Here is a 24,527-nt window from a genome sequence, read left to right as displayed (position 1 = left end):
ATAAATGATGAATCAAGGTACGTTGTTGCGAAGCCTGATGCGTGTCTCTGCAGGCCTTGCTGCAGGCGCTTGTTTACTGGCGGTGCTGGCGCAACCCGCTCAGGCGCAAGGTGACACGCTGCAGATCAGCTTTAGCTTGCCGGAGATTAAGACAGGTCAGTATCAGCGACCCTATACCGCTGTCTGGGTAGAAACCTCACGGGGTAAGGCGGTAAAAACCTTGGCGGTGTGGCATGGCGATAAAAAATGGCTGAAGGATCTTCGCCGCTGGTGGCGCAAAACAGGGCGTTACCAAGAGGGTGATATTGATGGTGCAACAGGAGCAACCCGTGGCCCTGGTGACTATCAGATCGTTTGGGATGGTACAGACAGTAAAGGCAATTCTGTTGTACCGGGTGAGTATCAGCTGGTGCTGGAAGCATCACGGGAACATGGCAGCCGAAGTCTGATGAAGCAGAAGTTCACTTTGCCGGACACGGATGCACATTATCGTATCAAAGCGGGTAAAGAGCTGGGTGCTGTTGAGATCGCCCAACCATAAATTAAGTACATAAAGGAAGGTATATCATGTTGAAATCTACACTGAAAAGCTGGAGCAGAAAAGCTGCTCTGGCCACAGCTATGGTCTTGGGTGTCAGCTCTTTAACCCAGGCACACCCCATGTGGCTGCTGCCCCATGAATACAACCTTTCCGGTGAGAAATCGGAGTGGATTACCGTTGATGCTTCTGCGTCACATACGATCTTCAGCCCTGACAAAGCTTTGGGCTTGGATCGTATCTCGATTTTTACTCCGGAAGGCGGCAAGCAACGTCTGGGTAGCTATTTCAAAGGTCATCGTCGCAGCGTTTTTGACCTGGAAATTGATCAGCCCGGTACCTGGAAAATGGAGCTGAAGCGTCCAACGGTTTATTTCACTTTCTATACGAATAAGCGTGGCGCAAAAAAACGTATTTTTGCTGATAAGCAGGAAGCTCAGGCACAACTGCCTAAGGGTGCTAAGGATGTTGTAACAAAACAGTTTAATGTCAGCACGGTAGCCTATATCACATGGCAGGCACCGGATGAAAAAGTGCTGGAACTGACCGGTAAAGGCCTTGAGATTGCGGGACCAACACACCCCAGTGATGTGGTGGCTGGTGATGAAGTGAATTTTCAGTTTTTTGTTGATGGTAAGCCAGCGAAAGACGTTGAGATCGAGCTGACACCGCATAACACCAAGTACCGTAATGACCGTATGATGCAGAAGCTGAAAACCGATAGTGAGGGTATGCTGACGTTTACACCTGAAATCGTTGGTCCTTGGTACCTGACGGCAAAAGTTGATCATAAGCGTCAATCTGAGCGTGCCGATAGCGAAAGCTCTTTGCTTTATATGACGTTCGATACTCAGTTACCTTAGGAATAATAAGATGAAGGCTGTAACGAAAGCTCTGTTTTTGGTGGTTGTGGGTCTGCTGAGCCAAACGGTGCAGGCGCACTTTCCAATCATGACCTGTGAGCTGGAAAACGGAATGATTCGATGCGAAACCGGTTTCAGCGATGGCAGTTTGACTGTGAATAAGCCTGTGACGGTGCTCGATTATGATGACGAGATCTTGTTGCAGCTGAAAACTGATTCGGCATCTGCTGTGGAGTTTTCTGCACCTGAAGGTGAGTATTACATTCGCTTTGATTCCGGCCACGAGCAACCGGTAGAGATCGACTATGACGAACTCTGATTCTGCTTCGGGTCGTTCTGTAACAAAAGCTGAGGCCGGTATGGTTCAGCAGATTCACCCCTTGAACGGTCAGCGGGAAACCCGTTGGGTACTGCTGGTTTTGCTGATTATTCTACTGATCAGCGGTATAGGCGTCTGGATAAATCAGGCACCAGTATCACCGGTTGTTTCTCACCTTAGCCTGAATACGGATCAGAAAGCACTGCTTACTCAGTTAAGTAGTGCTGCCAGTGAAATCCGTTTTATCGCTGAGGGGGAGACCGTTGCCAGCTCTGATCAGATTGCGTGGCCGGATATTGAAGCACTGGAGGACTTTCTGATCCCTCCTTTTTCTGATGAAGTCGGTGCATCGCTGTACGACTGGAGCAGCCCTGAAGCGGGCTGTTATCTGGGCGTGTCAGTCAAAGATCATAGCTATTTTATGCTGCTGATGAGTGATGATTTTACATTGCCTGCTCAGATCTACAGCCGCTCTTCGCCACTCAGTTCCGATCCTTGTCATCTGACGGATCAATGGCAACACCAACTATCAGAATTTTAGCCGAACACAGATGTTCGGCAGGAGCCTTGTTGTGTCTCTCTTATCTGCTTTACACGTCGATCCTTCTCTGAATCGCCTCAAAACCAGGGGTAGTTGGCTTATTTTGCTGGTTCTTTCATTTCTGTCGGTGGGTGTTGATGCCGCAGAAAAACGTCTTCAGATCGGCATCGCATTGCATCCTTATTACAGTTATGTTGCCCATGTTGTTGGTGACCGGGCCGATATTCTGCCGTTGGTTGAAGCAGGTTTTAACCCGCACAGTTATGAGTTGCAGCCATCGGATCTGAATCGCCTGATGAAGATGGATGCCTTGGTTCTGAACGGGATCGGTCACGATGAATTCGCTGTTCAGGCCGTTGAAAAACTGATGCATAGTCAGCCCGTGCTGGAAGAGCAGCTAACACTGATCTATGCCAATAAGAATGTGCCTTTACTGGCTGCAGCAAATACCCGAAACGCCTGGAATCCTCATACATTTGTTTCTATTGATGCTGCGATTCGACAGGTCTATACCATCGCTCGGGAGCTAGGCTTACTTGATCCGGATAACGCCCGCTATTTCCAGAAAAATGCGCTGCTCTATGCCCGGTCATTACGCCAGTTGAAGAATCATTATCTTAGGTCTTTCAAGGGTAAAGATCTGAGCGGTATCCGAATTGCCAGCACCCATAATGCCTACGGTTATTTTCTGCAGGAGTTTGGTATCGGCATTGATACGGTTATCGAGCCAGCTCATGGCGTTGAACCCAGTGCAACACAGCTGCAGAAAACCATTGAACGTATCCGAAAAGCTAACGTTAATCTGCTGTTTACGGAGCTGGATATGGATAACCGCTATGTGAAAACCATCGAAACGGCCACCGGAGTTCGCCTGTACCATTTCTCTCATATGACCCATGGGGAGTTTGAAAAAGATAAGGTCTATCGGGAGATGGAGCAAAATCTTAAAACCCTGACCAAGGCGCTTAATAAAGCATTGGAATTAGAGCTGGAATCTGCAGCGGCCGGTGTCTCAGTCTCTTCTGAATCCACCAAGCCTGAGGTGTTGTGATGAATGCGTTAACGGTATCTGACGTTTCTGTTAACAGTGACCCGAAGGTTAAATTAGGACCGGCGCTTCATCTGGATCAGCTTAGCCTAAGTTTTGGGGGTAACATGCTGTTTAATCCGGTCAGTATGACACTGGCTGCCGGCCAGCTGCATATGTTGACCGGTGCCAACGGGGCCGGTAAATCCTCACTGCTTAAATGCCTGGCGGGACTGATGCCGCACCAGGGGGAAATCTGCTGGTTATGGCCTGAAAACAGTCCGAATCAAGTGGATAAAGTAGCCTATATCCCTCAGTTAGAAGCCTTTGATGCGACGTTGCCGATCACTGTGGAAGACTATCTTCTGACCAGTATTCAGCCGCGTATCTTTTTTCGTAAGCCGCCGGTTAAAGAACAGCAACGTCTTGAACAGCTTTTGAGCCGTGTCGGCCTTGAGCAAAAGCGCAACCGAAAAATCGGCCAGCTCTCCGGTGGCGAGCGTCAGCGGCTTTTGTTTGCCCGGGCATTGGCCCAGGAGGCGACCCTTTGGTTTCTTGATGAACCTATGAACGGTCTGGATCAGGAAGCACAGGGGCAGATTCTGCAATTAATTCTGCAACTAAAAGCACAGGGCTGCACCTTGCTTATGGTGCATCATGATATTGAGTTTGTTACAGCACATGCGGATCAGGAGGTTCGGATATGCGATGGCAATATCATGGTGATTGCTCCTGCGCCTGTTGACGATGGTTTGGTAGTGCCTCTTGGAGTCGCACAGATATGATAATGCAACAATGGCTGGCTTCCGGTGTTGAGCAGGGCTGGCTACCGGAAATATTTCAGTACCCTTTTGTAACCTATGCATTGATTGCGGCTGTGATGGTCGGCCCTTTGTTAGGGGCTTTGGGTACGCTGGTGGTGGTTAAACGTTTAGCCTTCTTTTCAGAAGCGGTGGGCCATGGCGCTTTGACCGGTGTTGCCGTTGGTATTTTGCTTGGAGAACCGGCGACACAGCCGATCGCTGCGCTGTTTGGTTTCTGTCTGAGCTTTGCATTGATTCTGCACTGGGTAAAAAGCCGGACACAGGTTCCCTATGATGCATTGGTTGGTGTGTTTCTGGCCTTTGCTATCGCCCTTGGTGCCGCTCTGCTGCTCTATGTTGCCAAAATGGTTAATGTCCATATTCTGGAAAATGTACTCTTTGGTTCTATCCTGACCGTCACCCCTAATGACTTGATTCTACTGGGACTTATCAGCCTTGTTAGCTGGGTTATGATCTGGCGTTATGGTAATCAGGCCCTAATGTCGGCTCTGCAGCCTGAGCTGGCTCGGGTTCAGGGGGCGGGAGGACGACGGGCCCGTGTCACATTACTGGACTATGGCTTTGTACTGCTGATCGCTTTAATCACGGTGGCGGCGGTCAAGATCATTGGTGCCGTTTTAGTGGGAGCTCTGCTGTTGATCCCAGCGACAACGGCGCGTCTGATCAGCCATAACTTGCGGGGCTTCTTTATTCGCACACTTATAATTTCCACTGGAAGCTGTGTGGCTGGCGTTGTGCTACCAATGGCTTTTGAGATTCCCATCCCATCCGGGGCCGCCATTGTTTTGTTGGCGAGTAGTCTCTTTCTTGTGGTGGTCCTGTTGCGCCAGTTGGGTTGGCTGCAAACTCAGGCGAATGGTTAATCACTGGTTTTACCGTCTTTTACTGGAGAACTCTGTATGCCTGGTACTCTGAAAAAAATATCACTATCTTCAGATAAGAAGAGCACGTCCCTCCATCGAAGCATACAGAGCTATCTGCCCTCGCTTTTGGTGTTTGCATTGGTTCTGGGGACGCTGTTATTAGTGCTGAGCCGTACTGCAGCAGCATCTGGTTCTTTTGTTGATGAGTCTGAGCCGGAATCTTTAGCCACAGTATTGCCCGTAGCGCATTTATTAAGTAAATCCCTATTGGCCGGAACAGGGGTGCAGGTGGACTATCTTCCGGCAAAACGTTACCCGGTAAGCAGGATTCGTTACTGGATCGACAAAAAAATGGCTGGTGAATTAGCGGATCTGCCACGTTATCGTGCCGTTGTTGAAACGGCGTCTATCTGGCCGGAAGGTTCTGTGTATTCAAATCTTCGACAGCGTAATATTGCGGTTATTCCTGTTGATATGGCGATACAGCTTAAGCCGGATGGTGCCCGTATCAGTCGTGCTGCCGGAGAATCAGCACTGGATTTTTTCTGGTTAAATCCGGCTAATTTGAAAGTGATGGTGAGTATTCTATCAGACGACTTCAGTCGTATCTGGCCAGAGCATCAGCCGTTAATTCAGCAGAACCAGCAGCGTGCGGTAGAACAGATTACCGGGTTTGCTCTCAAACTGGATGATATGCTCTGGCAACAGGGCTGGGATGGGGTTTGTAGCGATGATAGCGCCCTGCACCCTATGTTACAGAGCTTGAGTCTGCCGATGTTGGCGGAGGATAAAACGGATGACCTTGACGGTTTTCGCTGCTTGTGGATTGAAGAAGGTAAAAAAGCTTCAGCTGAGCCAAATTTATGGGTAGTTAACGGACTGAACCGATTTGAGAGTGGGTCTCTATCTGACTGGTTAGAAGTTAACCTGAACAAGCTGCAACAGGTTCAGTAGTTGATCCGAGTTCGGTAGTGGATCTTCTGAAAGATTTTTGTTTAAAGCTAATCCCGCCGGAACCTTACTGATTGACCGATCAATAGGGTTCCGGGAGGAATCGGGAGTTAGCCGCTGCTAATGGTTTGTTAATGGTTGAGTGCTATTTTAACGCTCTGCCCTGGGATGGAAATGTGGCCTGGTGTCACATTAGGCGAAGTGTCACAGAGACAATTTGTCGCAATAAAGTCAAATACAGGCTCAACAGATATAATTCAGTACAGAGGCTGTTCTGGCCAAACCAGCCAGAGTGCCAGCAAGCCAGGGATGACACTGGCAAGTACTGTTTCTGCCAAGTCTTTCCACCGCGACCGTGGAGCTTTTTGACGGTTAGCAGATGGCCACTTAATCAGTAAAGGTAGTGCCAGCAACAGAAGCGCCCATATGCTGACATCTGCGTAGTAGTGCGCATAAGCCAGTACCATAAGCCAGACCGCCAATGAGCCCCGTGCAATCAATAATGGTATGTGGTGTTCAGTTTTGAGAATCAGAGCCATAAGCCAGACCGCACCTAATGCCGCACAGATCCCACCTATCATCTGAGCCAACGATAGCGAGCTTGAGATACCGGTTACCAGGGCTGACATCGTCATCATAACGATCAGGCTGACCGGAAAGCGGAAGCTGTTGTGCTGACGTTCCGCAGCCATCAATGCGATACCTGCAACCAGTAAGCCGCCGATGGCGTGACTTATCATCTCAATTAGTGACATTCGGCCCACAATAGGTTGAGCGACGACTGCAAAGCTGAGTACCAGAGCAACGCCAAAGCCTGCCATACGAATATTCTGTGGCGTGCGAATCGCCAGAGCTGGAATGAGTGGCATCAGTAGTAGCCAATCCATCGCTTGACGGGGAGGGAAGCTCCAGCGGGTGTGAATACCCTGAGCCGCGGTCAGCCAAGCTAGCCAGATCACCAGCGGTGCCAGCCAGTATGCGGCTTTGACTTTGCCGGACTGTGCCAGCTTAAAGAGGATCAAGCTGATTACCAGTGCTGCCAGCATTGGATAAACGACAACCGGCAACAGCATCATCAGCGGGGAAACGGATTCACCGTACATACTTGGGTGTCCTTGTTGGAGTGCAGAGTCAATGTCTGCACTTAAGATCGGTATGACTGAGAAGCTTTAGTAACCCAAAGCAGAGAAAGCGCCCTTGAGCGCTTTCGGTTCATATAGCCCCATTGGCTGATCTGCGTATGCGTTACTTACGGATACCTTCGATGAAGAGCTCAACTTTAATCTCGTCACCGATACCACCCATCATCTGATCAACCCCAAACTCAGAACGTTTAATAGTCGTTGTGCCATTGAAGCCACTGCGGTAGTTACCCCATGGATCTTCACCCTCGCCAATTTTTACGATATCCAGATCAACAGTCCTGGTGGTACCGTGCAGGCTTAACTCACCGGTTAGGACACCTTGAGTTGCGTCCCCTTGGTAACCGGTAGATGTGAAAGTGATTTCCGGGTATTGCTTGGTATCCAGGAAGTCAGGGCTCTTGATATGTTTATCACGGGCTTCATGGTTGGAGTCCAAGCTATCTGCATCAATCGTTACAGTGATACTGGATGCAGAAGGGGTTTTCTCATCATAGCTGTACTCGCCTGCCATTGAGTTAAAGCGCGCGACGGTCTCACTAAAACCCAGGTGGTTGATTTTGAAAAGGATTGCAGTGTGAGCCGGGTCAACCTTGTAGTCAGCCGCAAAAGCAGAGCCGGAAATCAGTGCAGCAGATAGCAGTACAGGTTTAATCAAAGATTTCATCATGGTCTTGATTCCGTGTTCCCTAAGTCAGTCTCAGGTGTATTCATTGAGGCAGCCAGCTTTTGTCAGCTACGCCGCGATTGATCAATCCATTGTAGATGTGTTGGATTGCCATGATAATAGGTCTTAAATGTTATTCACTGTTTCTTTTTAGTTGATAATCTTATTGCAAAATAAGTGTCCTGCTGCGTTTATTTAGGTTTTAAGTCGATTGTCTGGTGCTGTTGGGTGCTGGTTAGGAAGGGGTATGGATAAATATACAGCTATGCGGGTTTATTGCCGTGTGGTTGAGCTGGAAAGTTTTGCTGCTACAGGCCGTAACCTGGGTATATCCACCGCTATGGTGAGCAAGCATATTGCAGCCCTTGAGAAAGACCTGGGCATCCGTCTGCTGAATCGTACCACCCGTCGGGTCAATCCCACCGATGAAGGTCTCTATTATTACAACCGGTGCCGGACGCTGCTGAGTGAGCTCGATGAGCTGGAATCCTCGGTTACCCAGCAGGGGCATGATCCCAGAGGACTGCTGCGGCTGACTGCCCCCATGGACTTTACCTTGTTGCATCTGATTGAGCCGATTCAGGCCTTTCAGAAGGTATATCCTTTGGTGCGTATTGAACTGGAGCTGGATGATCGCCAACGTAACCTGACCGCTGACAACTTTGATGTGGCCATTCGTATTGCCAATCTGGCCGATTCCAGTCTTGTGGCACGAAAGCTGACCCAGTGCCGTGGTGGGTTTTATGCTTCACCGGAATATCTTAGGGGGCAGGGAACACCTGAATCCCCTCAACAGCTGCAGCAGCACCGTTGTCTGCTGTATACCTACCTGGCTCAGGACAGAAACTATTGGTTGTACCATGATAAAGATGGCCAACGGCAGAAGGTACGGGTGAACTGGACACTGGCCGCAAATAACGGCCGGGCTCTGTGTGAAGCCGCAGCTCAGGGAATGGGGATTATTCAGCAGCCGGACTTTATAGCAGCCCCTTTTGTTAAAGAGGGACGACTGATCCAACTGTTTGAAGATTATCCAAGGTATGATTTCAATGTATATGCGGTTTATCAGCATCGTCAGTTTCTGCCTGCCCGCATTGCGGCCTTTGTTGATTTTCTGCGGGATTACTTTGAGGGACATAAACGCTGGTAGGTAGCACCTCTGTTTATCGTGCCATACTGTTTCAGGAAATATCATGACCTGTCACATTTTCTTGTACCAATCAGTGTTATTGTTGAAACATCTATACTGAGTTTTATGGGTTATTGTGGCTGGCGCGGATCTGCTTTAAAGGGCGCCAGTATTTCATTATGTATTAAGGAGACAGCATGAAAAACTCCAACGGAAAAATTATCGGTATTGCTCTGATCATCATAGGTGTCGCATTGGCATTCTGGGGTTACGATGTTTACGACTCAGCCAGCTCTCAGCTGACCCGTGCCGTCAGTGGTGATACACCGGTTGAAGCCTATGCCGGTATGGCGGGTGGTTTGCTCTGTGTGCTGATTGGCATTATGAAGGTTAAATAAAGCTCTACCTTTGTCCCTAAGACAATAAAACCGGACATTCCTGTTTCTTATAGGAATGTCCGGCTTAATTTTTAACCTTTCTCCGGTTTAAACCCGTATTGTTCTTTGGCTAACTATTCTTCTCCGAGGAAGCCGCCGGTCTGGTGCGCCCAAAGTTGAGCGTAGATACCGCCTTGCTCAATCAGTTCAGCGTGGCTGCCCTGTTCCACAACCTCACCTTTATCGAGTACGATTAATCGATCCAGTGCCGCAATAGTCGAGAGGCGGTGGGCGATAGCAATTACCGTTTTGCCTTCCATCAGGGTGTAGAGACTGGCCTGAATAGCGGCCTCTACTTCAGAGTCCAGTGCTGAAGTAGCTTCATCCAGTAGCAGAATCGGGGCATCTTTCAGCAGGACACGGGCGATGGCGATACGCTGGCGCTGACCACCGGAAAGTTTTACACCCCGTTCACCCACATGGGCATCGTAGCCCTTGCGGCCTTCTGGGTCTGTTAGGCTAAGAATAAACTCGTGGGCTTCGGCTTTTTTCGCCGCAGCTATCATCTCTTCCTCACTGGCATCCGGGCGACCGTAGAGAATGTTATCCCGCACCGAGCGGTGCAGTAGAGACGTATCCTGGGTCACCATGCCGATCTGAGCCCGCAGGCTGTCCTGAGTAACCTCCCGAACATCCTGTCCATCTACCTTGATCTGACCGGATTCAACATCGAAAAACCGCATCAGCAGATTTACCAGCGTTGATTTTCCGGCACCGGAGCGACCCACAAGACCCACTTTTTCACCGGGCCGGATATTCAGGTTCAGCTGAGGAATCACAGGCTTGTCTTCGCCGTAGTGGAAGACCACATCCTGATAATCGATCCGCCCGCTGTCTACTGTCAGGCGCTTGGCTTCTGGTTTGTCCTGCACCTGTAATGGCTTGGACAGGGTGTTCATGCCGTCCACGGTAGTACCAATATTCTCAAACAAGGCACTGATCTCCCACATAACCCAGTGGGACATGCCATTCAGACGTAGCGCTAGGGCGATAGAGATCGCAATTGCACCGGCACCGACCAGCTCTTCCATCCAAAGCCAGATAGATAATGCCGCGATGGAAAAGGCTAACAGATGGTTGATGCTTTGCACCCAGAAATTCAGCCAGGTCACCAGACGCATCTGTTGATAAACCGTACCGATAAACTGATCCATGCCTTCACGGGCAAACTCTGCCTCACGGTTGGTGTGGGAGAAAAGTTTTACTGTGGCGATATTGGTGTAGGAATCGACAATACGGCCACTCATCAAGGAGCGTGCATCGGCCTGCTCTGTAGAGATCGCTTTCAGCTTAGGCACAAAGTAAACCTGAACTGAAATATAGAGTGCTAACCAGATCAGCACCGGCATCATCAGTCGCCAGTCCGCCTGAGCCACCAGTACCAGCATAGCGATAAAGGAAACTGCAATATAAACCAGTACATTCAGCAGCTTCATAACAGACTCACGTACTGCCAGAGCTGTTTGCATCACCTTAGTGGCGATACGGCCGGCAAAGTCGTTTGAATAGAAAGAAACACTCTGCTTCAGTAGGTAGCGATGGGCCTGCCAGCGAATCACCATCGGAAAGTTTCCCAGCAGGCTCTGGTGTATCACCAGCGAGTGCAGAAGGCCTGTTAATGGCAGGGCAACCAAGGGCACCAGTGCCATCCAAAATAGGGTCGAGGCTTCTTGTTCCAGAAAGGTTTTAGGGTCCTGAGCCGACAGCCAGTCTACCAACTGCCCCATAAAGCCAAACAGGGTCACTTCAAGCACAGCAACCCCCGCGGTCAGCACCGCCATAAGAATCAGCGGCAGGCCCATACCTTTGGTGTAATGCAAAATAAACTGCAGAAGTTTAGCGGGTGGTTGTTGAGGCTCTTCCTTAGGAAAAGCAGCAATCAGGCGTTCAAAAAATGCAAACATAGCCGTACTCGTGTTGAACTGGTTTCAGGTACTCAGATTGCCGGTACAGACCTTTAGGTAGGTCTTCCGCGACATAGGAAGGGTTCGAGCATGATAGAGTAATCAGAAAGACATACCAGCTTAAAAGAGAGAATCCTTTAGTCTGTAGGAGAGAAAAATTAATCGGCCATGCCCACCAGCGAAATTGATTATAGTGGAGATGATAAGGGCATATGGCGTGAAAAAAGTGTGAGATATATAAAGCGGTATATTGGGATGAAAAGCAGAAAAAGATTCGATTCAGACTTTTGTCTGAGGCACACTTCTGTATAATCCCCGGCCGTCATGCCGGAAGGCTGAGGTAAAGCAGGCAAGGTTCTTTAATCTACTTGCTTACTTATCAACAGTCCCGCAGTGCAACTGCTGTCCACAAAAGATATCAACAACGGGTGTCCCTGCTTTTCGGTTGTAAACGTTCACTTGGGTTCCCTCACCCCAATCAATAAAAAGGTAACACTTATGAGTGCATTCTCGCCTGCCCAACAGCGCAAAGCGCTAACCTGGTTGGTGGCTTTCCACCTGCTGGTTATTATTTCCAGTAACTATCTGGTTCAAATACCCTTTACTCTATTTGGTTTCCATACCACCTGGGGTGCGTTCAGTTTTCCGTTTATTTTTCTGGCCACCGATCTGACCGTTCGGATTTTCGGGGCACCGATGGCGCGTAAGATCATCTTTAAAGTGATGCTACCAGCACTACTGGCCTCCTATGGACTGTCGGTGCTTTTCTTTGAGGGTGCGTTTCAGGGTTTTGCTCAGCTGAGCGAGTTCAACCTGTTTGTTGCCCGAATCGCCATTGCAAGCTTTATGGCGTATGTGTTGGGACAGATTCTGGATGTCCAGGTTTTTAACCGCCTGCGCCGGGCAGGGCCATGGTGGGTCGCCCCTACGCTGTCGACCATTCTGGGTAATGCTTTGGATACACTGGCTTTCTTCTCCATTGCTTTTTATAAAAGCCCGGATGCCTTTATGGCGGCTAACTGGGTTGAGATCGCTACTCTGGATTATCTGTTTAAAATTGTTATCTCCCTTGTGCTGTTTATTCCTCTTTACGGTGTACTACTCAACACCCTGAGTCGTAAGCTGACCCAGGTTAGTGATGAGCTGAAAACACAGCAGGCGCTTTAATCGTCGATTGCTACAGAGAAAGAACTGAGGGGTTCCGAAAGCGGCTTAACACAGGTTAAGCCGCTTTTTTTTGTGTCTGGGGAATGGTGGCTGATTACCATTCTGACTATGGCAGTCAGCCGAACAGATCCTACTGCGCACCGACTCGTTTCTACTTTGGGACGTCTATATGTGGTGTCTAAAGTAGAGAATAAATAGTAGGTTAAGCTGCAAGCGCGGGAGATCGCAGAGCGGCAGACCAGAGGCTTACCGGCAGATCTGGCTACGCTAAATGCCATGAAAGTGATGGGGCAGGGGTAAGGGAGGATAAACTAATCATTTAGTTTCGAATGACTCATTTACACCTTGTGTTAAGGTTCTTGTACAGGGAAATGACTTGAATTGAAGCTTGCAACTAAATTATAGTTGCATGCGCTTTGGTGAAGAGCTAAAACGATATGGGTAAGCAAGACAAACTTGAAGCCAAGCTTCTAAGTAAGCCAAAAGACTTTACATGGAAAGAGTTATGCTCCCTTTTGGCGGCGAGAGGCTTCGAGGAATTTGCCGGAAAAGGCTCCCGGCGAAAGTTCGTTCACCAAAAGACAAAATTGTTGATCAATCTGCATGAACCACATCCGCAGCCTATCCTTAAAGCGTATATGGTTAAGCAAGTGGTTGAGAAACTTAAAGAGCTGGAAATGCTTGAGCAACAGGGTGACTCAAATGAGTAAATTGATGAAGCATAAGGGCTTTTATGGTTCGTATGAATTTGATTTCGAGGATGAAGTTCTCCACGGAAAAATTGAATGCATTAACGATCTGGTGACTTATGAAGCTTCAGATGTTGCGGGGTTAAAGGCTGCTTTTGAAGAAGCGGTAGAAGATTACCTTGAAACGTGCGAAATGCTGGGTAAAAAACCGGATAAGCCAATGAATGGCTCTTTTAATGTCCGTATCGGTGAAGAGCTTCATAAAAAAGCTTATTTAAAATCTCTGGAAGAAAACTGCTCAATAAATGATATTGTTAAAAGATCTGTTAACTATTATTTGAATGGCTCAAAAATGATTATTAATAATCATAGCTATCATTATACTAACGAACTCTTGAATAAAACTGAGCGCAAGTATGAAGTGGATTTTTCATTTAATAATAAAGAATCTGATTATAAAATGAAGGCTCACTGAAATGCTAGATAAGATCAGATTTGCTGGTTTTGATATATTGGGGTCCCAGTTTGAACTCAATGGCAAGCCAAAAGGTAAAGGCTACTACACTATAAATGTAGAAGTGGGTGACATTTTTTTAGTGGATGAAGAACTTGATGCCTACTGCATTGATGTTTTAGCAGCGCTCACGGGGCATGAAGAAGGCTCTGATGAGCCGGGATTTACTGCTGAAGCAAAGCTTGCGGTTAATTTTACTGTGCAAGATAAGGAACTGAATATATCGGATGGATTTTATCGCGATAATGCCTGGTTCTTTGATTCCTATATAGCGATAGTAGTAAAACAAAGCCTTGAGAACCTTCTGCATTTTACGCCGCTGGATGGCATTGTGCTCCCCACGTATCCGAGTAATGTGGAGCACGTTTGATTATAGATTTGCAGTAAGTTTCTAACTTAGCTGCACCCTTTAGCTGTCGGGTTGCTACCGCCGAGCGACTGCGCTCTAAATCGGAATAGCTGCCTAGCTATAAAAGGATTCCTAAAACAACTCGCTATGACTTCCAATTCTGGCGAGTTGTAATACTCCATCTTTCACTCGATAGATCAGCACTAAGCCTGGTTTGATATGGCTGTCTCTGAAACAGAGCCAGTTTCCGGTAGGTGATGGGGGCTGCACTCAGAATTGGCCGCTAAGCAGAAATCGTCAGTTAAGAGTAAGTCTGTCTGGTTTTATATACCACCCCGCCGCGATGGGCAGGTGTGGCATAGATTCCATAAAATGGAAGAGATTATCGAACTTTTTACTACTGCCCCTTCCACGGCACCAATTTTCGCTCGGCGTAACGCATCAGCAGGTCAAACAGGTAGGCGATAATCCCGATCACAATGATGCCCATAATCACCACATCGGTTACCAGGAACTCTGCGGCATTTAGTACCATAAAGCCCAGGCCGGCTTGGGCGGCGACCATTTCGGCAGCCACTAGGGTGGTCCAGCCAAAACCGATGCCGATACGCATGCCTGTCAGGATCTCCGGCAGAGCACTTTTCAGGATGATATGGCGTACCACCTGCCAGCGGGAAGCACCCATTGAGTATGCGGCATGGATCTGCTCAATGGCGACGGATTTAACGCCTGCCCGGGCACTCAGTGCCATAGGGGCAAAGATTGCCATATAGATGAGTACCACTTTCGAGCTTTCACCAATCCCCATCCAGATGATCACCAGCGGTAGATAAGCCAGTGGTGGTAGTGGACGATAAAATTCGATAATAGGGTCAAATAACCCGCGACCGATTCGATTCACTCCCATAAAGATGCCGATTGGCACTGCTGTGATCAGGGCCAGCGTAAACGCACCGAATACCCGCATCATACTCCAACCGGTATGTTCCAGCAGAGTGGCGTTGGCAAAGCCGACGGTCAGTACTTCCCAAAAACGACTGACAACAGCCCCTGGGGAGGGCAGAAAAAGAGGTTCAACCCAGCCTAAAGTTGTCGCGATGAACCAGATCCCTATCAGAGTCAGCGCTGTTATCATGCTGATCGCCAGACTGCTGCCTTGACCCGGATCGCCAAAAGCATCGCCGGGTTTGGCAGGCCCTGCCATAAATAACTTTAAAAAACGCTGCATCGGAGTTGGCCTGTTATTGGTTTTTTGTCGGATAGTCCCGGTTGTATTTGAAGTCGATAGTGTGAAAGGTTTATCAGAGATCGTGGTCTCATCGCGGTTTAATACCTTTTGAGCGGTCATCAGTGTATACCTCCGCCTTGTTCATCCCCATGAATGATACTGAGCACTTGTTCGCGCATCTCGATAAACTCCGGTAACGATTTCACTTTGCGAGCATCGCGGCATTCAAGAAAGCGCTCGTTAAAATCCAGATTGAATTCGTGGGTAATACGACCCGGTCGCGGCGACATAATAATCAGGCGAGAGGCCATAAATAGGGCTTCTTCCACGCTGTGGGTGATAAAAAACATCATTTTCTGGGTCTGCTTCCAGACATCCATCAGCAATTCCTGCAATACCTCCCGGGTTAGGGCATCTAATGCCCCCAAAGGCTCATCCAGCAGCAGCATTTCAGGGTCATTGGTCAGGGCTCTCGCTATCCCTACCCGCTGCTGCATACCACCGGAAAGCTGGTACACCGGGTGCTGATGAAAATCTTCCAGTCCCACCAATTTCAGATAAGCGGCGGCCCGTTCACGCCGCTTCGCTTTTGGCAAGCCCTGTAGTTTGAGGCCAAACTCGGTATTTTCGATCACATTCAACCAGGGGAGCAGTGCATGTTTCTGAAAGACCACGCCACGCTCTTTACCCGGACCTGTAATCTGATCGGCCAGATCCACCCCACAGGCAATACGGGGCAGACCGGCAACCGTGCTGTCTCCTAGGGTCAGATATCCATCCGATGGGGCGATAAAGCCGGCCATCAGGCTCAGTAGAGTGGTTTTACCGCAACCGGAGGCCCCCAGGGCGACCACAAACTCGCCAGGCTCAATGGTGAAGTTGATATTGGACAGGGCATGCACTTCTTCGCCGTTGTTCAGGCCGGGGTATACCACCGACACATCGTGAATTTGTAATCTGCTCATGGTGATATCTCCTGCAGCGGAGCCTGCCGATTATCGGTAGCTCCGCCGTCTGTTGCTCAGTTGAGGGCTTGCTTGGCAAAGCTTGGGTTGACGTAATCGCTGTAACGTTCTTTTAGTCCCGGGATCTTGCCCTGAGCTTTCAGGAATTCAGAAGTAAAGCGCAGTGCTTTGGCTGCACCACCTTCTTCACCGCAGCTCAACCAGGCACAGCTCGTTTGTTCTGACAACGTTGGGAATTGGTACAGGCTCAGCACAGCGGGTACTGACGCGGCGTCGCCCCCTGTCATTTTGGCGATTTTCTGCACCATGGGAGATTCAGCGGTCAGGGATTCTTTCTGATCGCGATATTGCGCATCGGCTTCTGCAGCGAGCCGAACCAGAGTTGTCACCACTTCCGGATTGTCAGCGGCATACTCTTTACTCACCACCATGCCGTCAAAGGTTGCTTTGCCCCAGCGGCTTAATTCACCTGAGCTTATCAGTACATCTCCATCGGCTTTGATCCGGCTGAGTACAGGGTCCCAGATGAAGGCGGCATCAATGTCGCCACGGCGCCAGGCTGCGGAGATCGCATTGGGCTGTAGATTAAGAACCTGGACATCCTGGTCTGATAAACCGAACTGCTCCAGTGCAAACAAGGTATGAAAATGTGTGGTCGAAACAAAGGGCACTCCAAGTGTTTTGCCTTTCAAATCCTGAGGGGCAGTGATACCGCTGCCTTTGCGGACGACCAGTGCTTCCGCTTCGTTAATGTTTTCCAGAATCCAGACTAGCTCGATATCGACACCGCGGCTGATTGCGGCAGCAATCGGGCTGGAGCCGGCGGTGGCGATATCCACATCCCCTGATGCCATTGCAGTAATTACTTTCGCGCCGGAGTCAAAGCGACGCCACTCGATTTCAATACCGGTTTCCGCTTCCAGCATTTTATCTGCGATCACGGTTTTCCAGGGATTCATCATGCCCTGATAGCCGATAGTGAGTGTATCAGCGAGGCTGATCTGGGTTCCGAGCAGGGTGATGCCGACACCGAGAGCCAATTTTTTCAGAGTGCTTCTGATAGGGTTGCTGCGATAGGTTTTTATCATGGTTATGCTCCGTTCTCTGTCGTGAGAAAGAATGAGAAGCCGCTTTAGCAGCCAGAGGTTTATATTCTGTTTCTCACCTTAGAGCCGGGCTTCGCTTCCACCATAGAGCCAGATTTAACCGTGCATAGGTCCAGTTGCTGCTTGTGGTATGTGACTTGCTTCATTTTAAAGCATCACCCCGCAACATCTGAGTCTGAGACCATGAATGAGCACTATCTGAAGATTGACTTTGACCCTGGCCGTACTCTGCAGGATCAGATTCGGGAGCACCTTGTTGCTACCATCCTAAGCGGTCATCTTCCGGTGGATGAGCCTATGCCCTCATCCCGGCGATTAGCCGGTCAGTTGGGGGTTTCCCGCAATACGGTGGTATTGATTTACGAACAGCTGGTGGATACCGGTTATCTGATCTCCCGCAGCCGCAGAGGGTATTTCATTGCACCGGCTTTTCACCGGTCGGATGCGTTATGCACCGAGCTGGTGCCGGATCTCCCTGGTGAAACACCAGACTGGTTGTCCCGTTTTCGCCACCGCCCCAGTGAAGAACAGGTGATCGTTAAACCTAACAACTGGCGCTCGTTTGAGTACCCCTTCATTTACGGTCAGGTACAGCATGAGTTCTTTCCGATAGAGCAGTGGCGTGACTGTGCCCGTAAATCCCTGTCCGGGATGAGTGACCGAGATTGGATTCATGACAGTGTTGACTCAGATGATGCTGTGCTGATTGAGCAGATCCGGACCCGCCTTCTACCCAAAAGAGGCATTTATGCCGAAGCCAATGAGATATTGATTACCATCGGCACGCAGAACTCTCTCTACCTGCTGGCCAACCTGCTGCTGAAACCCGAGACTCGGATTGCACTGGAAAATCCAGGCTTTCGGGATGCCCACAACATCTTCAAAACTTTCGAAGCCACCCTGCATCTGCAACCGGTGGATGAAGCGGGTATACAGGTGGACGCGCGCCTTAACGATTGTGATTATATCTACATCACCCCCAGCCATCAGGTACCCACTGGTGCGGAACTGTCATCGGAGCGTCGTCGTGCTCTAATGCATCTGGCTTCGGAACAGGACTGCATCCTGATTGAGGATGACTATGATGCCGATATTAATATGCAACAGAAACCGGTTCCGGCGCTGAAAGCCAGTGACCGGAATAAGCGTGTGATCTATATGGGTAGCCTGTCCAAGTCGATCTCTCCCGGCCTGCGGCTGGGGTTTATGGTGGCCGATGAAACCCTGATTGCTGAAGCCCGAGCCTTGCGCCGTCTGATGTACCGCCACCCCCCAGCCAACAACCAGCGTCAGACTGCGCTGTTTCTGGCACAAGGCCATTACGACACTTATCTGCGTAAGATTCGTGAACTCTATCTTAGCAAGTTGGACCGGATGCAGTCGGCGATTGAGAGCCATCTGCCCGGGATGCATACGGTTCCGGTTAGCTCCGGTGCTTCATCAATTTGGCTGGAAGCACCAGAGGATGTGGATACTGAGGTGCTTTCCTGGGCTGCCGCCCATGATGGTGTACTGATTGAACCCGGGGCCGTGCACTTTCTGTCGCCATCTCCTCCGCGACACTACTTTCGGTTGGGGTTCTCTGCCATCGCCGCCCACAAAATTGAGCCGGGTATCGCCCAGCTTAGCCGCTCGCTGGAACGCTTCCGCTCCGTCTGATCGTTGCACTGGACCCACAACCTCCCTGAACTGGCTCTATCACCCTGAAGCCACCAACCCCTAACGTGATGGAAAGTCTGAGCAATGTCGCTCCGGCGCATCACGAAAAGGGGGGGTAGGCTGACGTGATACCTCTGGCAGATATTCAACACTTTGAATGGGCCGCACTTTTGGTGGCGGTTGCCGCTCTGGTGCGTGGCTATACCGGTTTTGGTTTTGCCGCCATAGCTATTACCGGATTGAATCTGATCTGGCCACCACAGTTAAGTGTCCCCGTAATTCTGCTACTGGATCTGGTGGGTACCCTCGGACTGCTGAAACCCGCCTATCAGTATGTGGACCGGCCGTTGATTGTCCGGTTGGGGGCGGGCGCTTTAATAGGTATTCCGGGAGGGTTGCTGATTCTGACACAGCTGCCGGAAAGCCTGCTCAAACTGACGATCAGCTTTTCAGTGCTGGGTATGACTCTGATTCTTTTCCGACGCCCCCAGTCTGCCGCCCGCTCACTTACAACCGGTAAAACCTGCCTGATCGGTAGTGTTTCCGGAGCATTTACCGCTGCTGCATCTGTTGGTGGTCTGCCGGTGGTCTGTTATCTGCTGGGTTCTGGTTTGAGTCCTCAGGTACAGCGTGCCTCGATGGTGGTGATTTTAGCTGCAACCGATCTGCTGGCCTTGCTACTACTGTATCTCAATGACGTTTTTGATGCGGATTTGCTGACTCCGTTTTTGATGCTGATATTGCCTACGTTAATAGGCGTTCAGTTAGGGCAGTGGGGTTTTCACCGCTTACAACCCGCTTCTTTCCACTCAGTCGCTCTGCCGGTGTTGACGGCACTGTCGCTCAGCGGAGTGGGGCTGGGGATTTACCGAATTTTCTGATGAATCTGAACAGGAGACATATCATGTCCAAAACTGCTTTTATCACCGGTGCTACCTCAGGCTTTGGTCTGGCCTGTGCTCGTAAACTTGCTGATGTCGGCTGGCATTTGGTGCTTACCGGCCGTAGGGCTTCACGTCTGGAGGCAATTCAGGAGGAGCTGTCCGCTCAGACTGAAGTGCTGACACTAACACTGGATGTTTGTGATCCTGTTGCTGTTCAGTCACAACTGGATGGTTTACCGGATGCCTTCAGTCGGATTGATCTGTTGCTGAATAATGCAGGGCTGGCTCTGGGTACTGAGCTGGCTCCGTCCTGTGACCTGCAGGATTGGCACACTATGATCGACACCAATATCAAAGGTCTGACAACGGTCACTCATAAGCTACTGCCCCGGCTGATCGCTCAAGGTAAAGGCAGCACAATTATTAATCTTGGTTCGATCGCCGGTCATTGGCCCTATCCCGGCGGAAATGTGTATTGCGGCACTAAAGCCTTTGTAGAGCAATTCTCGTATGCATTGCGCTGTGATCTGTCCGGAACAGGGGTGCGGGTTACCAACCTCGCTCCGGGTCTGTCAGAAAGTGAGTTTACCTTGGTCCGGACTGGTGGCGATCAGGATGCCTATAACAACCTCTATCAGGGTGCAGACCCCATCCAGCCTGATGATATCGCCGACACCGTGCTCTGGCTCGCGACCCTGCCTCCGCATCTGAATATCAATCAACTGGAGCTGATGCCGGTCTCCCAGGCATGGTCTCCGTTTTCTGTTCACCGTAATCAATAATGGCAGGACTCTTTTATGAATCATCAAGTTAATGAACTGGATATGCTGAAAAAGCTGGACCGGGATCATGTCTGGCACCACCTGACACCGCACAGTGCTGCTGAGAAAGGTTTGCCTATGTTTGTCCGTGGCGAAGGTCTGCGCCTGTGGGATAGTGAGGGTAACGAATATCTGGATGCTTCCGCCGGTGGCGTTTGGGTGACCAATGTAGGCTATGGTCGACAGGAGATTGCCAATGCGGTTGCCGCTCAGCTCAGTCAGTTGAACTTCTTTGCTGGTGCCATGGCTAGTGCGCCTGCGGCAGCTTTTGCCAAGAAACTGTTGGAGAAGATGCCAGGGATGAACCGGGTGTACTACTCCAACTCCGGCTCCGAAGCCAATGAAAAAGCCTTTAAGATGGTGCGCCAGATCGCCCATAAATATTATGGCGGTAAAAAGAGCAAAATTCTGTACCGGGATCGGGACTACCACGGTACTACGCTGGCGGCTTTGAGTGCTACCGGTCAGGCAGAGCGCCGGGCTCAGTTTGGGCCCTTCGCTCCAGGGTTTGTAGAAGTGCCTCACTGCTGTGAATATCGCAATCAGTATCCGGAAGCTGAGGACTATGGTCTACGGGCAGCAGATGCGATTGAAGAGGTTGTTCTGCAGGAAGGACCTGACACTGTAGGTGCGATCATTCTGGAACCAATTACCGCCGGTGGTGGGGTGATTACACCTCCGGCCGGATACTGGCCACGGGTGCGTGAGATCTGTGATCGTTACAATATCCTCCTGATTATGGATGAGGTGGTCTGCGGTGTCGGCCGTACCGGCCGGTGGTTCGGTTATCAGCACTATGACGTCCAGCCGGATATTGTCACTATGGCGAAGGGGCTGGCTTCTGGTTACGCCGCTATCTCATGTACGGTGACCACAGAACGGGTTTACGAGTTACTTCAGGAAAAGAGCGCAGAAGATACACTGGGCTATTTTCGTGATATCTCCACATTTGGTGGCTGTTTGGCAGGTCCAGCTGCGGCGTTGGTCAATATGCAAATTCTGGAAGAGGAGAATTTGGTGCAGAACTCGCAGCAAATGGGGGATTACCTACTAACACGCCTGGCGGCCCTCAAAGATAAACACCCGATTATTGGGGATGTGCGCGGCAAAGGATTGTTTGCCGGTATTGAGCTGGTACAGGATCGTGACAGCAAGGTACCAGTAGATGAATCAGTTGCTATTGCAATTGTCGGTAGATGTAAGGAAATGGGAGTATTGATTGGACGGACCAACCGGAGTTTTGAGAGGTATAACAATATCCTCAACTTCAGCCCTGCACTGACCGCCACGGCTGAACAGATCGATCAGATTGTGAACACTCTGGATCAGGCTATCAGTTCGGTGGTGGCTTAACCCTGTACAGACCCGTTCCCGGTCGATTGCGACCGGGATCGGCGTAAATAGAAAAATGGCGGAAAATGCCCACCTTTTATCAGTAGTTTGATTGCTTTGCTGGAACCAGTCGTTTTTCTGCGGTTCACTTCAGTGTTTTTTACTGTGAGCTATCTGTTGTCTGGCGATTTTCTGATTACTCGGCTTTCACTCTCCCTCCGTTTTTTTGATGCACTCTAAGCGAGCATTTTGATGCTCGCTTAGAGTGTCTATTGATAGGTAGAATTTGCTGAATAAACCGGTTTTAAACCCCTTACTGATAGACCGCTTTGCTGAAGGCTTCAGCTTCTTCTGCGACCGACTTTGGTGCAGCATTGCGCTCTACGGGTAGGTCGCTCAGGTATTGCACGAACTCGATTTCATAGCCATCCGGGTCGATAAAGTAAACATTCCTACGATGAGGTTCTTCAGCACCATCCTTGCTGATCTCGAAACCAGACTCTGCTAACCGTGCAATTACAGCATCAATATTTGAAGTCACAAAAGCGATATGGGCTAGCCCCAGCTCGTGTCCGGTCAGATCCCGATTGTGACCGTTGCCAGAGTCATTTAGTGCTAGATACTGATAATCATCGCCGTAATGCAGCCAGTTTCTGACCTTGCCGTACCAGTTGCTTTCGCCTTTAGCACGTACTTTCCAATGAGGAAATGCCGCGCGATAAAACTTCAGCGATGTGACCAGATCGGTAACCACCAAGTTGATATGTTCTAAGTGAATCATCTTCTGTTTCCTTCTTTTGATCTGTCGTGTTTTGTAGAATGGGTGCAGCTTAAAACCTCAAGCTAGGTTGAGGTAAAGACTCTGTTTCAACTTTTTTGCTTTTAATTTTCGGTTTGCATTTAAGGCTATGGTTGGCGGGAAATTCACAGGAGGAATCAGCATGGCGACTCGGGATAACTGGTCGGTAGGGCGGGTGGCAGAGCGCTCCGGAGTTAAGGTCAGCACTCTGCACTTTTATGAACAGCGGGGGCTGATATCAAGTCATCGCAACCCCGGTAATCAGCGGCGATATACACCGGATGTACTGCGAAGAATCTCGGTCATTAAAGCGGCTCAGAAGCTGGGGATAACTTTAAGTGAGGTCGAGCAGGCCTTTTCTGCACTGCCGGAAAACCGCACACCGACACAGAAAGATTGGGAGAGACTCTCCGCCGGATGGCAGGAGAAACTCGATCAGCGGATTCGATATCTGGAGCGGCTTCGGGATCATATGACAGGTTGCATCGGTTGTGGCTGTCTCTCGATGAAGAGCTGCCCGTTGTATAATGCCGAGGATGAGTTAGCCACAGAAGGGGCTGGGCCGGTGATTCTTGACCGGAATGGTGTGCCGGATTAATACCTTATAATAGATAAATTATAATGAATAAAATAGTAACAAGCAGAATACTGCTTGTTACTATATGGAGGTATATCAGAAGCTTCTGTTGATAGAGTTTCCGGTATGAGGTTCAAACTCAACGATACCAATTAAGTCCTGACCAAATATAAGATTTCCCGTATTTTTATTGAGCCACATCGGGCCGTAATTAAGAGAGTTAATTTTCATCGGGCCGCCCATACAAAGTGGGAACCAGTCCCAATCATACTTTGCACCACAGCTCTTATGAGCAAGAAGATATTTATTCTTAGCCGGATCATAGGCTGTAACGGTAACAGAGTTCATTTTTCCAGAGATCCAAAACACTTCACGTTTATCATCCCAGACGACATGACGCCATGCCGGTGGCTTAGGGCCTTTTCGTGTTATCGCTTTTCGGTCACCGGTTTCAGGGTTTATTTCATAAAATGTTTTTTCACCTGAAGAGTGCGCATAAACCTTTCCATCATGGAGGGTGTAGCCCATCATGGTGCCACGCATATCAAAGCCACGGCCTTTCTTAAGCCCATCATCACGCGGGCCGCTAAGTGTTAAGAAATCACATTTTTGCCCATCATTACTGATACGGGCAATCCCAACGCCACCCATTTTTATATTGCTGAACCCAATCAGGAATGAACCATCTTTGGAGTCAACTGCGAAACCTTCCTGAGTGTACTGAACATATTTTTGGGTTTCTCTGCGGATTGTTTTTCTACCTGAAGGACATTGTCCGTATTTACCATTGCGCCCTTCCCAAACCAAAGAACGGTTACCGGTTTCAGGGTCAATTTTGAATACTCGTGCGCCGCCACCTGATTTTCCTTGCTCATATCCAAAGCCATACCAGAAGCCATCAGGGCCTGGTTTTATATCTTTAAGTTCAAAGAATGCAGGTCCTTCGGCAATGACCTTGTGACCATATTCATCCTGAGCATCACCGCTGATAAAACGACGTGACCAGTCATCCATATTGTAAGCAACAACTAAACCTTTAGATTCTTTACCGGCATCCCACTGTACGGATGCAATTAGTTCATTGTTATCATAGTCAATAAAGCCACCAGTAATTTGCGAGTTATAGAAGTTCGCAAATGAAGGCCCTTCACCAATGTTTACCCCCATATTTCTGGCCACTTCTGTGGGGCGCTGACAAACATGAATACCACCGGTATTACTCCGGTTTGTAC

General features: G+C 49.5%; 28 protein-coding genes. 19 read left to right on the top strand and 9 right to left on the bottom strand.

The window, feature by feature from the left end; genetic code table 11:
• Positions 1–4 precede the first annotated feature (4 nt).
• From ACN0R8_RS11480 to ACN0R8_RS11445, 8 genes are read left to right on the top strand one after another with little or no spacing between them, the layout of a single operon-like run.
• A complete protein-coding gene (locus ACN0R8_RS11480) occupies positions 5–541 on the top strand; it encodes a DUF2271 domain-containing protein (protein WP_417597531.1) in 537 nt (178 codons plus the stop codon).
• A gap of 26 nt (positions 542–567) precedes the next feature.
• Complete coding sequence (locus ACN0R8_RS11475) at positions 568–1,401, top strand: DUF4198 domain-containing protein (protein ID WP_417597529.1); 834 nt, start codon at positions 568–570, stop codon at positions 1,399–1,401.
• A 10-nt stretch (positions 1,402–1,411) separates the two neighbouring features.
• Positions 1,412–1,720: a hypothetical protein gene (locus ACN0R8_RS11470; RefSeq protein ID WP_417597527.1), complete on the top strand. Its 309-nt coding sequence runs from the start codon at positions 1,412–1,414 to the stop codon at positions 1,718–1,720.
• The gene (locus ACN0R8_RS11465; protein WP_417597525.1) at positions 1,707–2,261 is read left to right on the top strand and encodes a DUF6162 family protein; all 555 of its coding nucleotides are present in this window, start codon (positions 1,707–1,709) and stop codon (positions 2,259–2,261) included. Before ACN0R8_RS11470 ends, ACN0R8_RS11465 begins: the two co-directional genes overlap by 14 nt.
• 31 nt (positions 2,262–2,292) lie before the next feature.
• Positions 2,293–3,312, top strand: a complete 1,020-nt coding sequence (locus tag ACN0R8_RS11460) for a metal ABC transporter solute-binding protein, Zn/Mn family (protein ID WP_417597523.1) — start codon at positions 2,293–2,295, stop codon at positions 3,310–3,312.
• Positions 3,312–4,073 (top strand): metal ABC transporter ATP-binding protein, encoded by a 762-nt coding sequence (locus ACN0R8_RS11455; protein WP_417597521.1) that lies wholly within the window; start codon positions 3,312–3,314, stop codon positions 4,071–4,073. The genes ACN0R8_RS11460 and ACN0R8_RS11455 overlap by 1 nt, the downstream gene beginning before the upstream one ends.
• On the top strand, positions 4,070–4,975 hold the full coding sequence (locus ACN0R8_RS11450) for a metal ABC transporter permease (RefSeq protein WP_417597519.1): 906 nt from the start codon (positions 4,070–4,072) through the stop codon (positions 4,973–4,975). The genes ACN0R8_RS11455 and ACN0R8_RS11450 overlap by 4 nt, the downstream gene beginning before the upstream one ends.
• A gap of 36 nt (positions 4,976–5,011) precedes the next feature.
• On the top strand, positions 5,012–5,929 hold the full coding sequence (locus ACN0R8_RS11445) for a hypothetical protein (RefSeq protein WP_417597517.1): 918 nt from the start codon (positions 5,012–5,014) through the stop codon (positions 5,927–5,929).
• A 254-nt stretch (positions 5,930–6,183) separates the two neighbouring features.
• Here the strand turns inward: ACN0R8_RS11445 and ACN0R8_RS11440 are convergent, their stop codons facing one another.
• Positions 6,184–7,029, bottom strand: coding sequence for a hypothetical protein (locus ACN0R8_RS11440; RefSeq protein ID WP_417597515.1), 846 nt, complete (start codon positions 7,027–7,029; stop codon positions 6,184–6,186).
• A gap of 142 nt (positions 7,030–7,171) precedes the next feature.
• Complete coding sequence (locus tag ACN0R8_RS11435) at positions 7,172–7,738, bottom strand: YceI family protein (RefSeq protein WP_417597513.1); 567 nt, start codon at positions 7,736–7,738, stop codon at positions 7,172–7,174.
• A 244-nt stretch (positions 7,739–7,982) separates the two neighbouring features.
• Here ACN0R8_RS11435 and ACN0R8_RS11430 point away from each other — a divergent pair, with 244 nt between their 5' ends.
• Positions 7,983–8,885 (top strand): LysR substrate-binding domain-containing protein, encoded by a 903-nt coding sequence (locus ACN0R8_RS11430; protein WP_417597511.1) that lies wholly within the window; start codon positions 7,983–7,985, stop codon positions 8,883–8,885.
• Between the two features lie 176 nt (positions 8,886–9,061).
• Positions 9,062–9,262, top strand: coding sequence for a DUF3185 family protein (locus tag ACN0R8_RS11425; RefSeq protein WP_417597509.1), 201 nt, complete (start codon positions 9,062–9,064; stop codon positions 9,260–9,262).
• Positions 9,263–9,375: 113 nt separating this feature from the next.
• Here ACN0R8_RS11425 and ACN0R8_RS11420 read toward each other — a convergent pair whose 3' ends face one another.
• Entirely contained in the window at positions 9,376–11,205 is a 1,830-nt protein-coding gene (locus ACN0R8_RS11420) for an ABC transporter ATP-binding protein (RefSeq protein ID WP_417597507.1), read from the bottom strand.
• Between the two features lie 498 nt (positions 11,206–11,703).
• Between ACN0R8_RS11420 and ACN0R8_RS11415 the strand changes: the two genes are divergently transcribed.
• From ACN0R8_RS11415 to ACN0R8_RS11400, 4 genes are all read left to right on the top strand, one after another.
• Complete coding sequence (locus tag ACN0R8_RS11415; RefSeq protein WP_417597505.1) at positions 11,704–12,372, top strand: 7-cyano-7-deazaguanine/7-aminomethyl-7-deazaguanine transporter; 669 nt, start codon at positions 11,704–11,706, stop codon at positions 12,370–12,372.
• 437 nt (positions 12,373–12,809) lie between these two features.
• On the top strand, positions 12,810–13,082 hold the full coding sequence (locus tag ACN0R8_RS11410) for a type II toxin-antitoxin system HicA family toxin (protein ID WP_417597503.1): 273 nt from the start codon (positions 12,810–12,812) through the stop codon (positions 13,080–13,082).
• Positions 13,075–13,536: a type II toxin-antitoxin system HicB family antitoxin gene (locus ACN0R8_RS11405; protein WP_417597501.1), complete on the top strand. Its 462-nt coding sequence runs from the start codon at positions 13,075–13,077 to the stop codon at positions 13,534–13,536. The genes ACN0R8_RS11410 and ACN0R8_RS11405 overlap by 8 nt, the downstream gene beginning before the upstream one ends.
• Position 13,537: 1 nt before the next feature.
• Positions 13,538–13,945, top strand: a complete 408-nt coding sequence (locus ACN0R8_RS11400; RefSeq protein WP_417597499.1) for a hypothetical protein — start codon at positions 13,538–13,540, stop codon at positions 13,943–13,945.
• A gap of 111 nt (positions 13,946–14,056) precedes the next feature.
• On the opposite strand, the gene ACN0R8_RS11395 is transcribed toward ACN0R8_RS11400, so the two are convergent.
• The 4 genes from ACN0R8_RS11395 to tauA form a co-directional block, all read right to left on the bottom strand.
• A complete protein-coding gene (locus ACN0R8_RS11395) occupies positions 14,057–14,194 on the bottom strand; it encodes a type II toxin-antitoxin system mRNA interferase toxin, RelE/StbE family (protein WP_417597497.1) in 138 nt (45 codons plus the stop codon).
• A gap of 127 nt (positions 14,195–14,321) precedes the next feature.
• Positions 14,322–15,152, bottom strand: coding sequence for an ABC transporter permease subunit (locus tag ACN0R8_RS11390; RefSeq protein WP_417597495.1), 831 nt, complete (start codon positions 15,150–15,152; stop codon positions 14,322–14,324).
• Between the two features lie 119 nt (positions 15,153–15,271).
• Positions 15,272–16,117, bottom strand: a complete 846-nt coding sequence (locus ACN0R8_RS11385; RefSeq protein WP_417597493.1) for a taurine ABC transporter ATP-binding protein — start codon at positions 16,115–16,117, stop codon at positions 15,272–15,274.
• Positions 16,118–16,173: 56 nt separating this feature from the next.
• On the bottom strand, positions 16,174–17,205 hold the full coding sequence (gene tauA / locus ACN0R8_RS11380; protein WP_417597491.1) for a taurine ABC transporter substrate-binding protein: 1,032 nt from the start codon (positions 17,203–17,205) through the stop codon (positions 16,174–16,176).
• Positions 17,206–17,406: 201 nt separating this feature from the next.
• Here tauA and ACN0R8_RS11375 point away from each other — a divergent pair, with 201 nt between their 5' ends.
• The 4 genes from ACN0R8_RS11375 to ACN0R8_RS11360 all read left to right on the top strand — a co-directional run bounded on the left by ACN0R8_RS11375 (position 17,407) and on the right by ACN0R8_RS11360 (position 21,940).
• Complete coding sequence (locus tag ACN0R8_RS11375; RefSeq protein ID WP_417597489.1) at positions 17,407–18,882, top strand: PLP-dependent aminotransferase family protein; 1,476 nt, start codon at positions 17,407–17,409, stop codon at positions 18,880–18,882.
• Positions 18,883–19,007: 125 nt separating this feature from the next.
• Positions 19,008–19,763 carry a sulfite exporter TauE/SafE family protein gene (locus tag ACN0R8_RS11370; RefSeq protein ID WP_417597487.1) on the top strand — a complete coding sequence of 252 codons (756 nt, stop codon included), beginning with the start codon at positions 19,008–19,010 and terminating at the stop codon, positions 19,761–19,763.
• Positions 19,764–19,786: 23 nt separating this feature from the next.
• A complete protein-coding gene (locus ACN0R8_RS11365) occupies positions 19,787–20,548 on the top strand; it encodes an SDR family NAD(P)-dependent oxidoreductase (protein ID WP_417597485.1) in 762 nt (253 codons plus the stop codon).
• A 15-nt stretch (positions 20,549–20,563) separates the two neighbouring features.
• Positions 20,564–21,940, top strand: coding sequence for an aspartate aminotransferase family protein (locus ACN0R8_RS11360; RefSeq protein ID WP_417597483.1), 1,377 nt, complete (start codon positions 20,564–20,566; stop codon positions 21,938–21,940).
• 292 nt (positions 21,941–22,232) lie between these two features.
• On the opposite strand, the gene ACN0R8_RS11355 is transcribed toward ACN0R8_RS11360, so the two are convergent.
• Positions 22,233–22,700, bottom strand: a complete 468-nt coding sequence (locus ACN0R8_RS11355; protein WP_417597481.1) for a VOC family protein — start codon at positions 22,698–22,700, stop codon at positions 22,233–22,235.
• Between the two features lie 160 nt (positions 22,701–22,860).
• Between ACN0R8_RS11355 and soxR the strand changes: the two genes are divergently transcribed.
• Entirely contained in the window at positions 22,861–23,316 is a 456-nt protein-coding gene (gene soxR / locus ACN0R8_RS11350) for a redox-sensitive transcriptional activator SoxR (RefSeq protein WP_417597480.1), read from the top strand.
• A 75-nt stretch (positions 23,317–23,391) separates the two neighbouring features.
• Here the strand turns inward: soxR and ACN0R8_RS11345 are convergent, their stop codons facing one another.
• Positions 23,392–24,462, bottom strand: coding sequence for a hypothetical protein (locus tag ACN0R8_RS11345; protein WP_417597478.1), 1,071 nt, complete (start codon positions 24,460–24,462; stop codon positions 23,392–23,394).
• Between the last annotated feature and the right edge of the window lie 65 nt (positions 24,463–24,527).

The organism is Oceanospirillum sp., from assembly GCF_048265165.1.
Classification (GTDB): Bacteria; Pseudomonadota; Gammaproteobacteria; order Pseudomonadales; family Halomonadaceae; genus Oceanospirillum.
Note: the sequence above shows the minus strand (reverse complement) of the source record. Positions and strands in the feature narration are given on the sequence as shown.

What these genes read in the sequence shown, in the direction of transcription:
- ACN0R8_RS11385 (WP_417597493.1), bottom strand. Translation starts at nt 16,117, where the DNA reads ATGAGCAGATTACAAATTCACGATGTGTCGGTGGTATACCCCGGCCTG.
- ACN0R8_RS11375 (WP_417597489.1), top strand. Translation starts at nt 17,407, where the DNA reads ATGAATGAGCACTATCTGAAGATTGACTTTGACCCTGGCCGTACTCTG.
- ACN0R8_RS11360 (WP_417597483.1), top strand. Translation starts at nt 20,564, where the DNA reads ATGAATCATCAAGTTAATGAACTGGATATGCTGAAAAAGCTGGACCGG.
- ACN0R8_RS11480 (WP_417597531.1), top strand. Translation starts at nt 5, where the DNA reads ATGATGAATCAAGGTACGTTGTTGCGAAGCCTGATGCGTGTCTCTGCA.
- ACN0R8_RS11440 (WP_417597515.1), bottom strand. Translation starts at nt 7,029, where the DNA reads ATGTACGGTGAATCCGTTTCCCCGCTGATGATGCTGTTGCCGGTTGTC.
- ACN0R8_RS11430 (WP_417597511.1), top strand. Translation starts at nt 7,983, where the DNA reads ATGGATAAATATACAGCTATGCGGGTTTATTGCCGTGTGGTTGAGCTG.
- tauA (WP_417597491.1), bottom strand. Translation starts at nt 17,205, where the DNA reads ATGATAAAAACCTATCGCAGCAACCCTATCAGAAGCACTCTGAAAAAA.
- ACN0R8_RS11415 (WP_417597505.1), top strand. Translation starts at nt 11,704, where the DNA reads ATGAGTGCATTCTCGCCTGCCCAACAGCGCAAAGCGCTAACCTGGTTG.
- ACN0R8_RS11445 (WP_417597517.1), top strand. Translation starts at nt 5,012, where the DNA reads ATGCCTGGTACTCTGAAAAAAATATCACTATCTTCAGATAAGAAGAGC.
- ACN0R8_RS11400 (WP_417597499.1), top strand. Translation starts at nt 13,538, where the DNA reads ATGCTAGATAAGATCAGATTTGCTGGTTTTGATATATTGGGGTCCCAG.
- ACN0R8_RS11345 (WP_417597478.1), bottom strand. Translation starts at nt 24,462, where the DNA reads ATGGGGGTAAACATTGGTGAAGGGCCTTCATTTGCGAACTTCTATAAC.
- ACN0R8_RS11450 (WP_417597519.1), top strand. Translation starts at nt 4,070, where the DNA reads ATGATAATGCAACAATGGCTGGCTTCCGGTGTTGAGCAGGGCTGGCTA.
- ACN0R8_RS11365 (WP_417597485.1), top strand. Translation starts at nt 19,787, where the DNA reads ATGTCCAAAACTGCTTTTATCACCGGTGCTACCTCAGGCTTTGGTCTG.
- ACN0R8_RS11410 (WP_417597503.1), top strand. Translation starts at nt 12,810, where the DNA reads ATGGGTAAGCAAGACAAACTTGAAGCCAAGCTTCTAAGTAAGCCAAAA.
- ACN0R8_RS11470 (WP_417597527.1), top strand. Translation starts at nt 1,412, where the DNA reads ATGAAGGCTGTAACGAAAGCTCTGTTTTTGGTGGTTGTGGGTCTGCTG.
- ACN0R8_RS11405 (WP_417597501.1), top strand. Translation starts at nt 13,075, where the DNA reads ATGAGTAAATTGATGAAGCATAAGGGCTTTTATGGTTCGTATGAATTT.
- ACN0R8_RS11475 (WP_417597529.1), top strand. Translation starts at nt 568, where the DNA reads ATGTTGAAATCTACACTGAAAAGCTGGAGCAGAAAAGCTGCTCTGGCC.
- ACN0R8_RS11435 (WP_417597513.1), bottom strand. Translation starts at nt 7,738, where the DNA reads ATGATGAAATCTTTGATTAAACCTGTACTGCTATCTGCTGCACTGATT.
- ACN0R8_RS11420 (WP_417597507.1), bottom strand. Translation starts at nt 11,205, where the DNA reads ATGTTTGCATTTTTTGAACGCCTGATTGCTGCTTTTCCTAAGGAAGAG.
- ACN0R8_RS11390 (WP_417597495.1), bottom strand. Translation starts at nt 15,152, where the DNA reads ATGCAGCGTTTTTTAAAGTTATTTATGGCAGGGCCTGCCAAACCCGGC.
- ACN0R8_RS11355 (WP_417597481.1), bottom strand. Translation starts at nt 22,700, where the DNA reads ATGATTCACTTAGAACATATCAACTTGGTGGTTACCGATCTGGTCACA.
- soxR (WP_417597480.1), top strand. Translation starts at nt 22,861, where the DNA reads ATGGCGACTCGGGATAACTGGTCGGTAGGGCGGGTGGCAGAGCGCTCC.
- ACN0R8_RS11425 (WP_417597509.1), top strand. Translation starts at nt 9,062, where the DNA reads ATGAAAAACTCCAACGGAAAAATTATCGGTATTGCTCTGATCATCATA.
- ACN0R8_RS11455 (WP_417597521.1), top strand. Translation starts at nt 3,312, where the DNA reads ATGAATGCGTTAACGGTATCTGACGTTTCTGTTAACAGTGACCCGAAG.
- ACN0R8_RS11465 (WP_417597525.1), top strand. Translation starts at nt 1,707, where the DNA reads ATGACGAACTCTGATTCTGCTTCGGGTCGTTCTGTAACAAAAGCTGAG.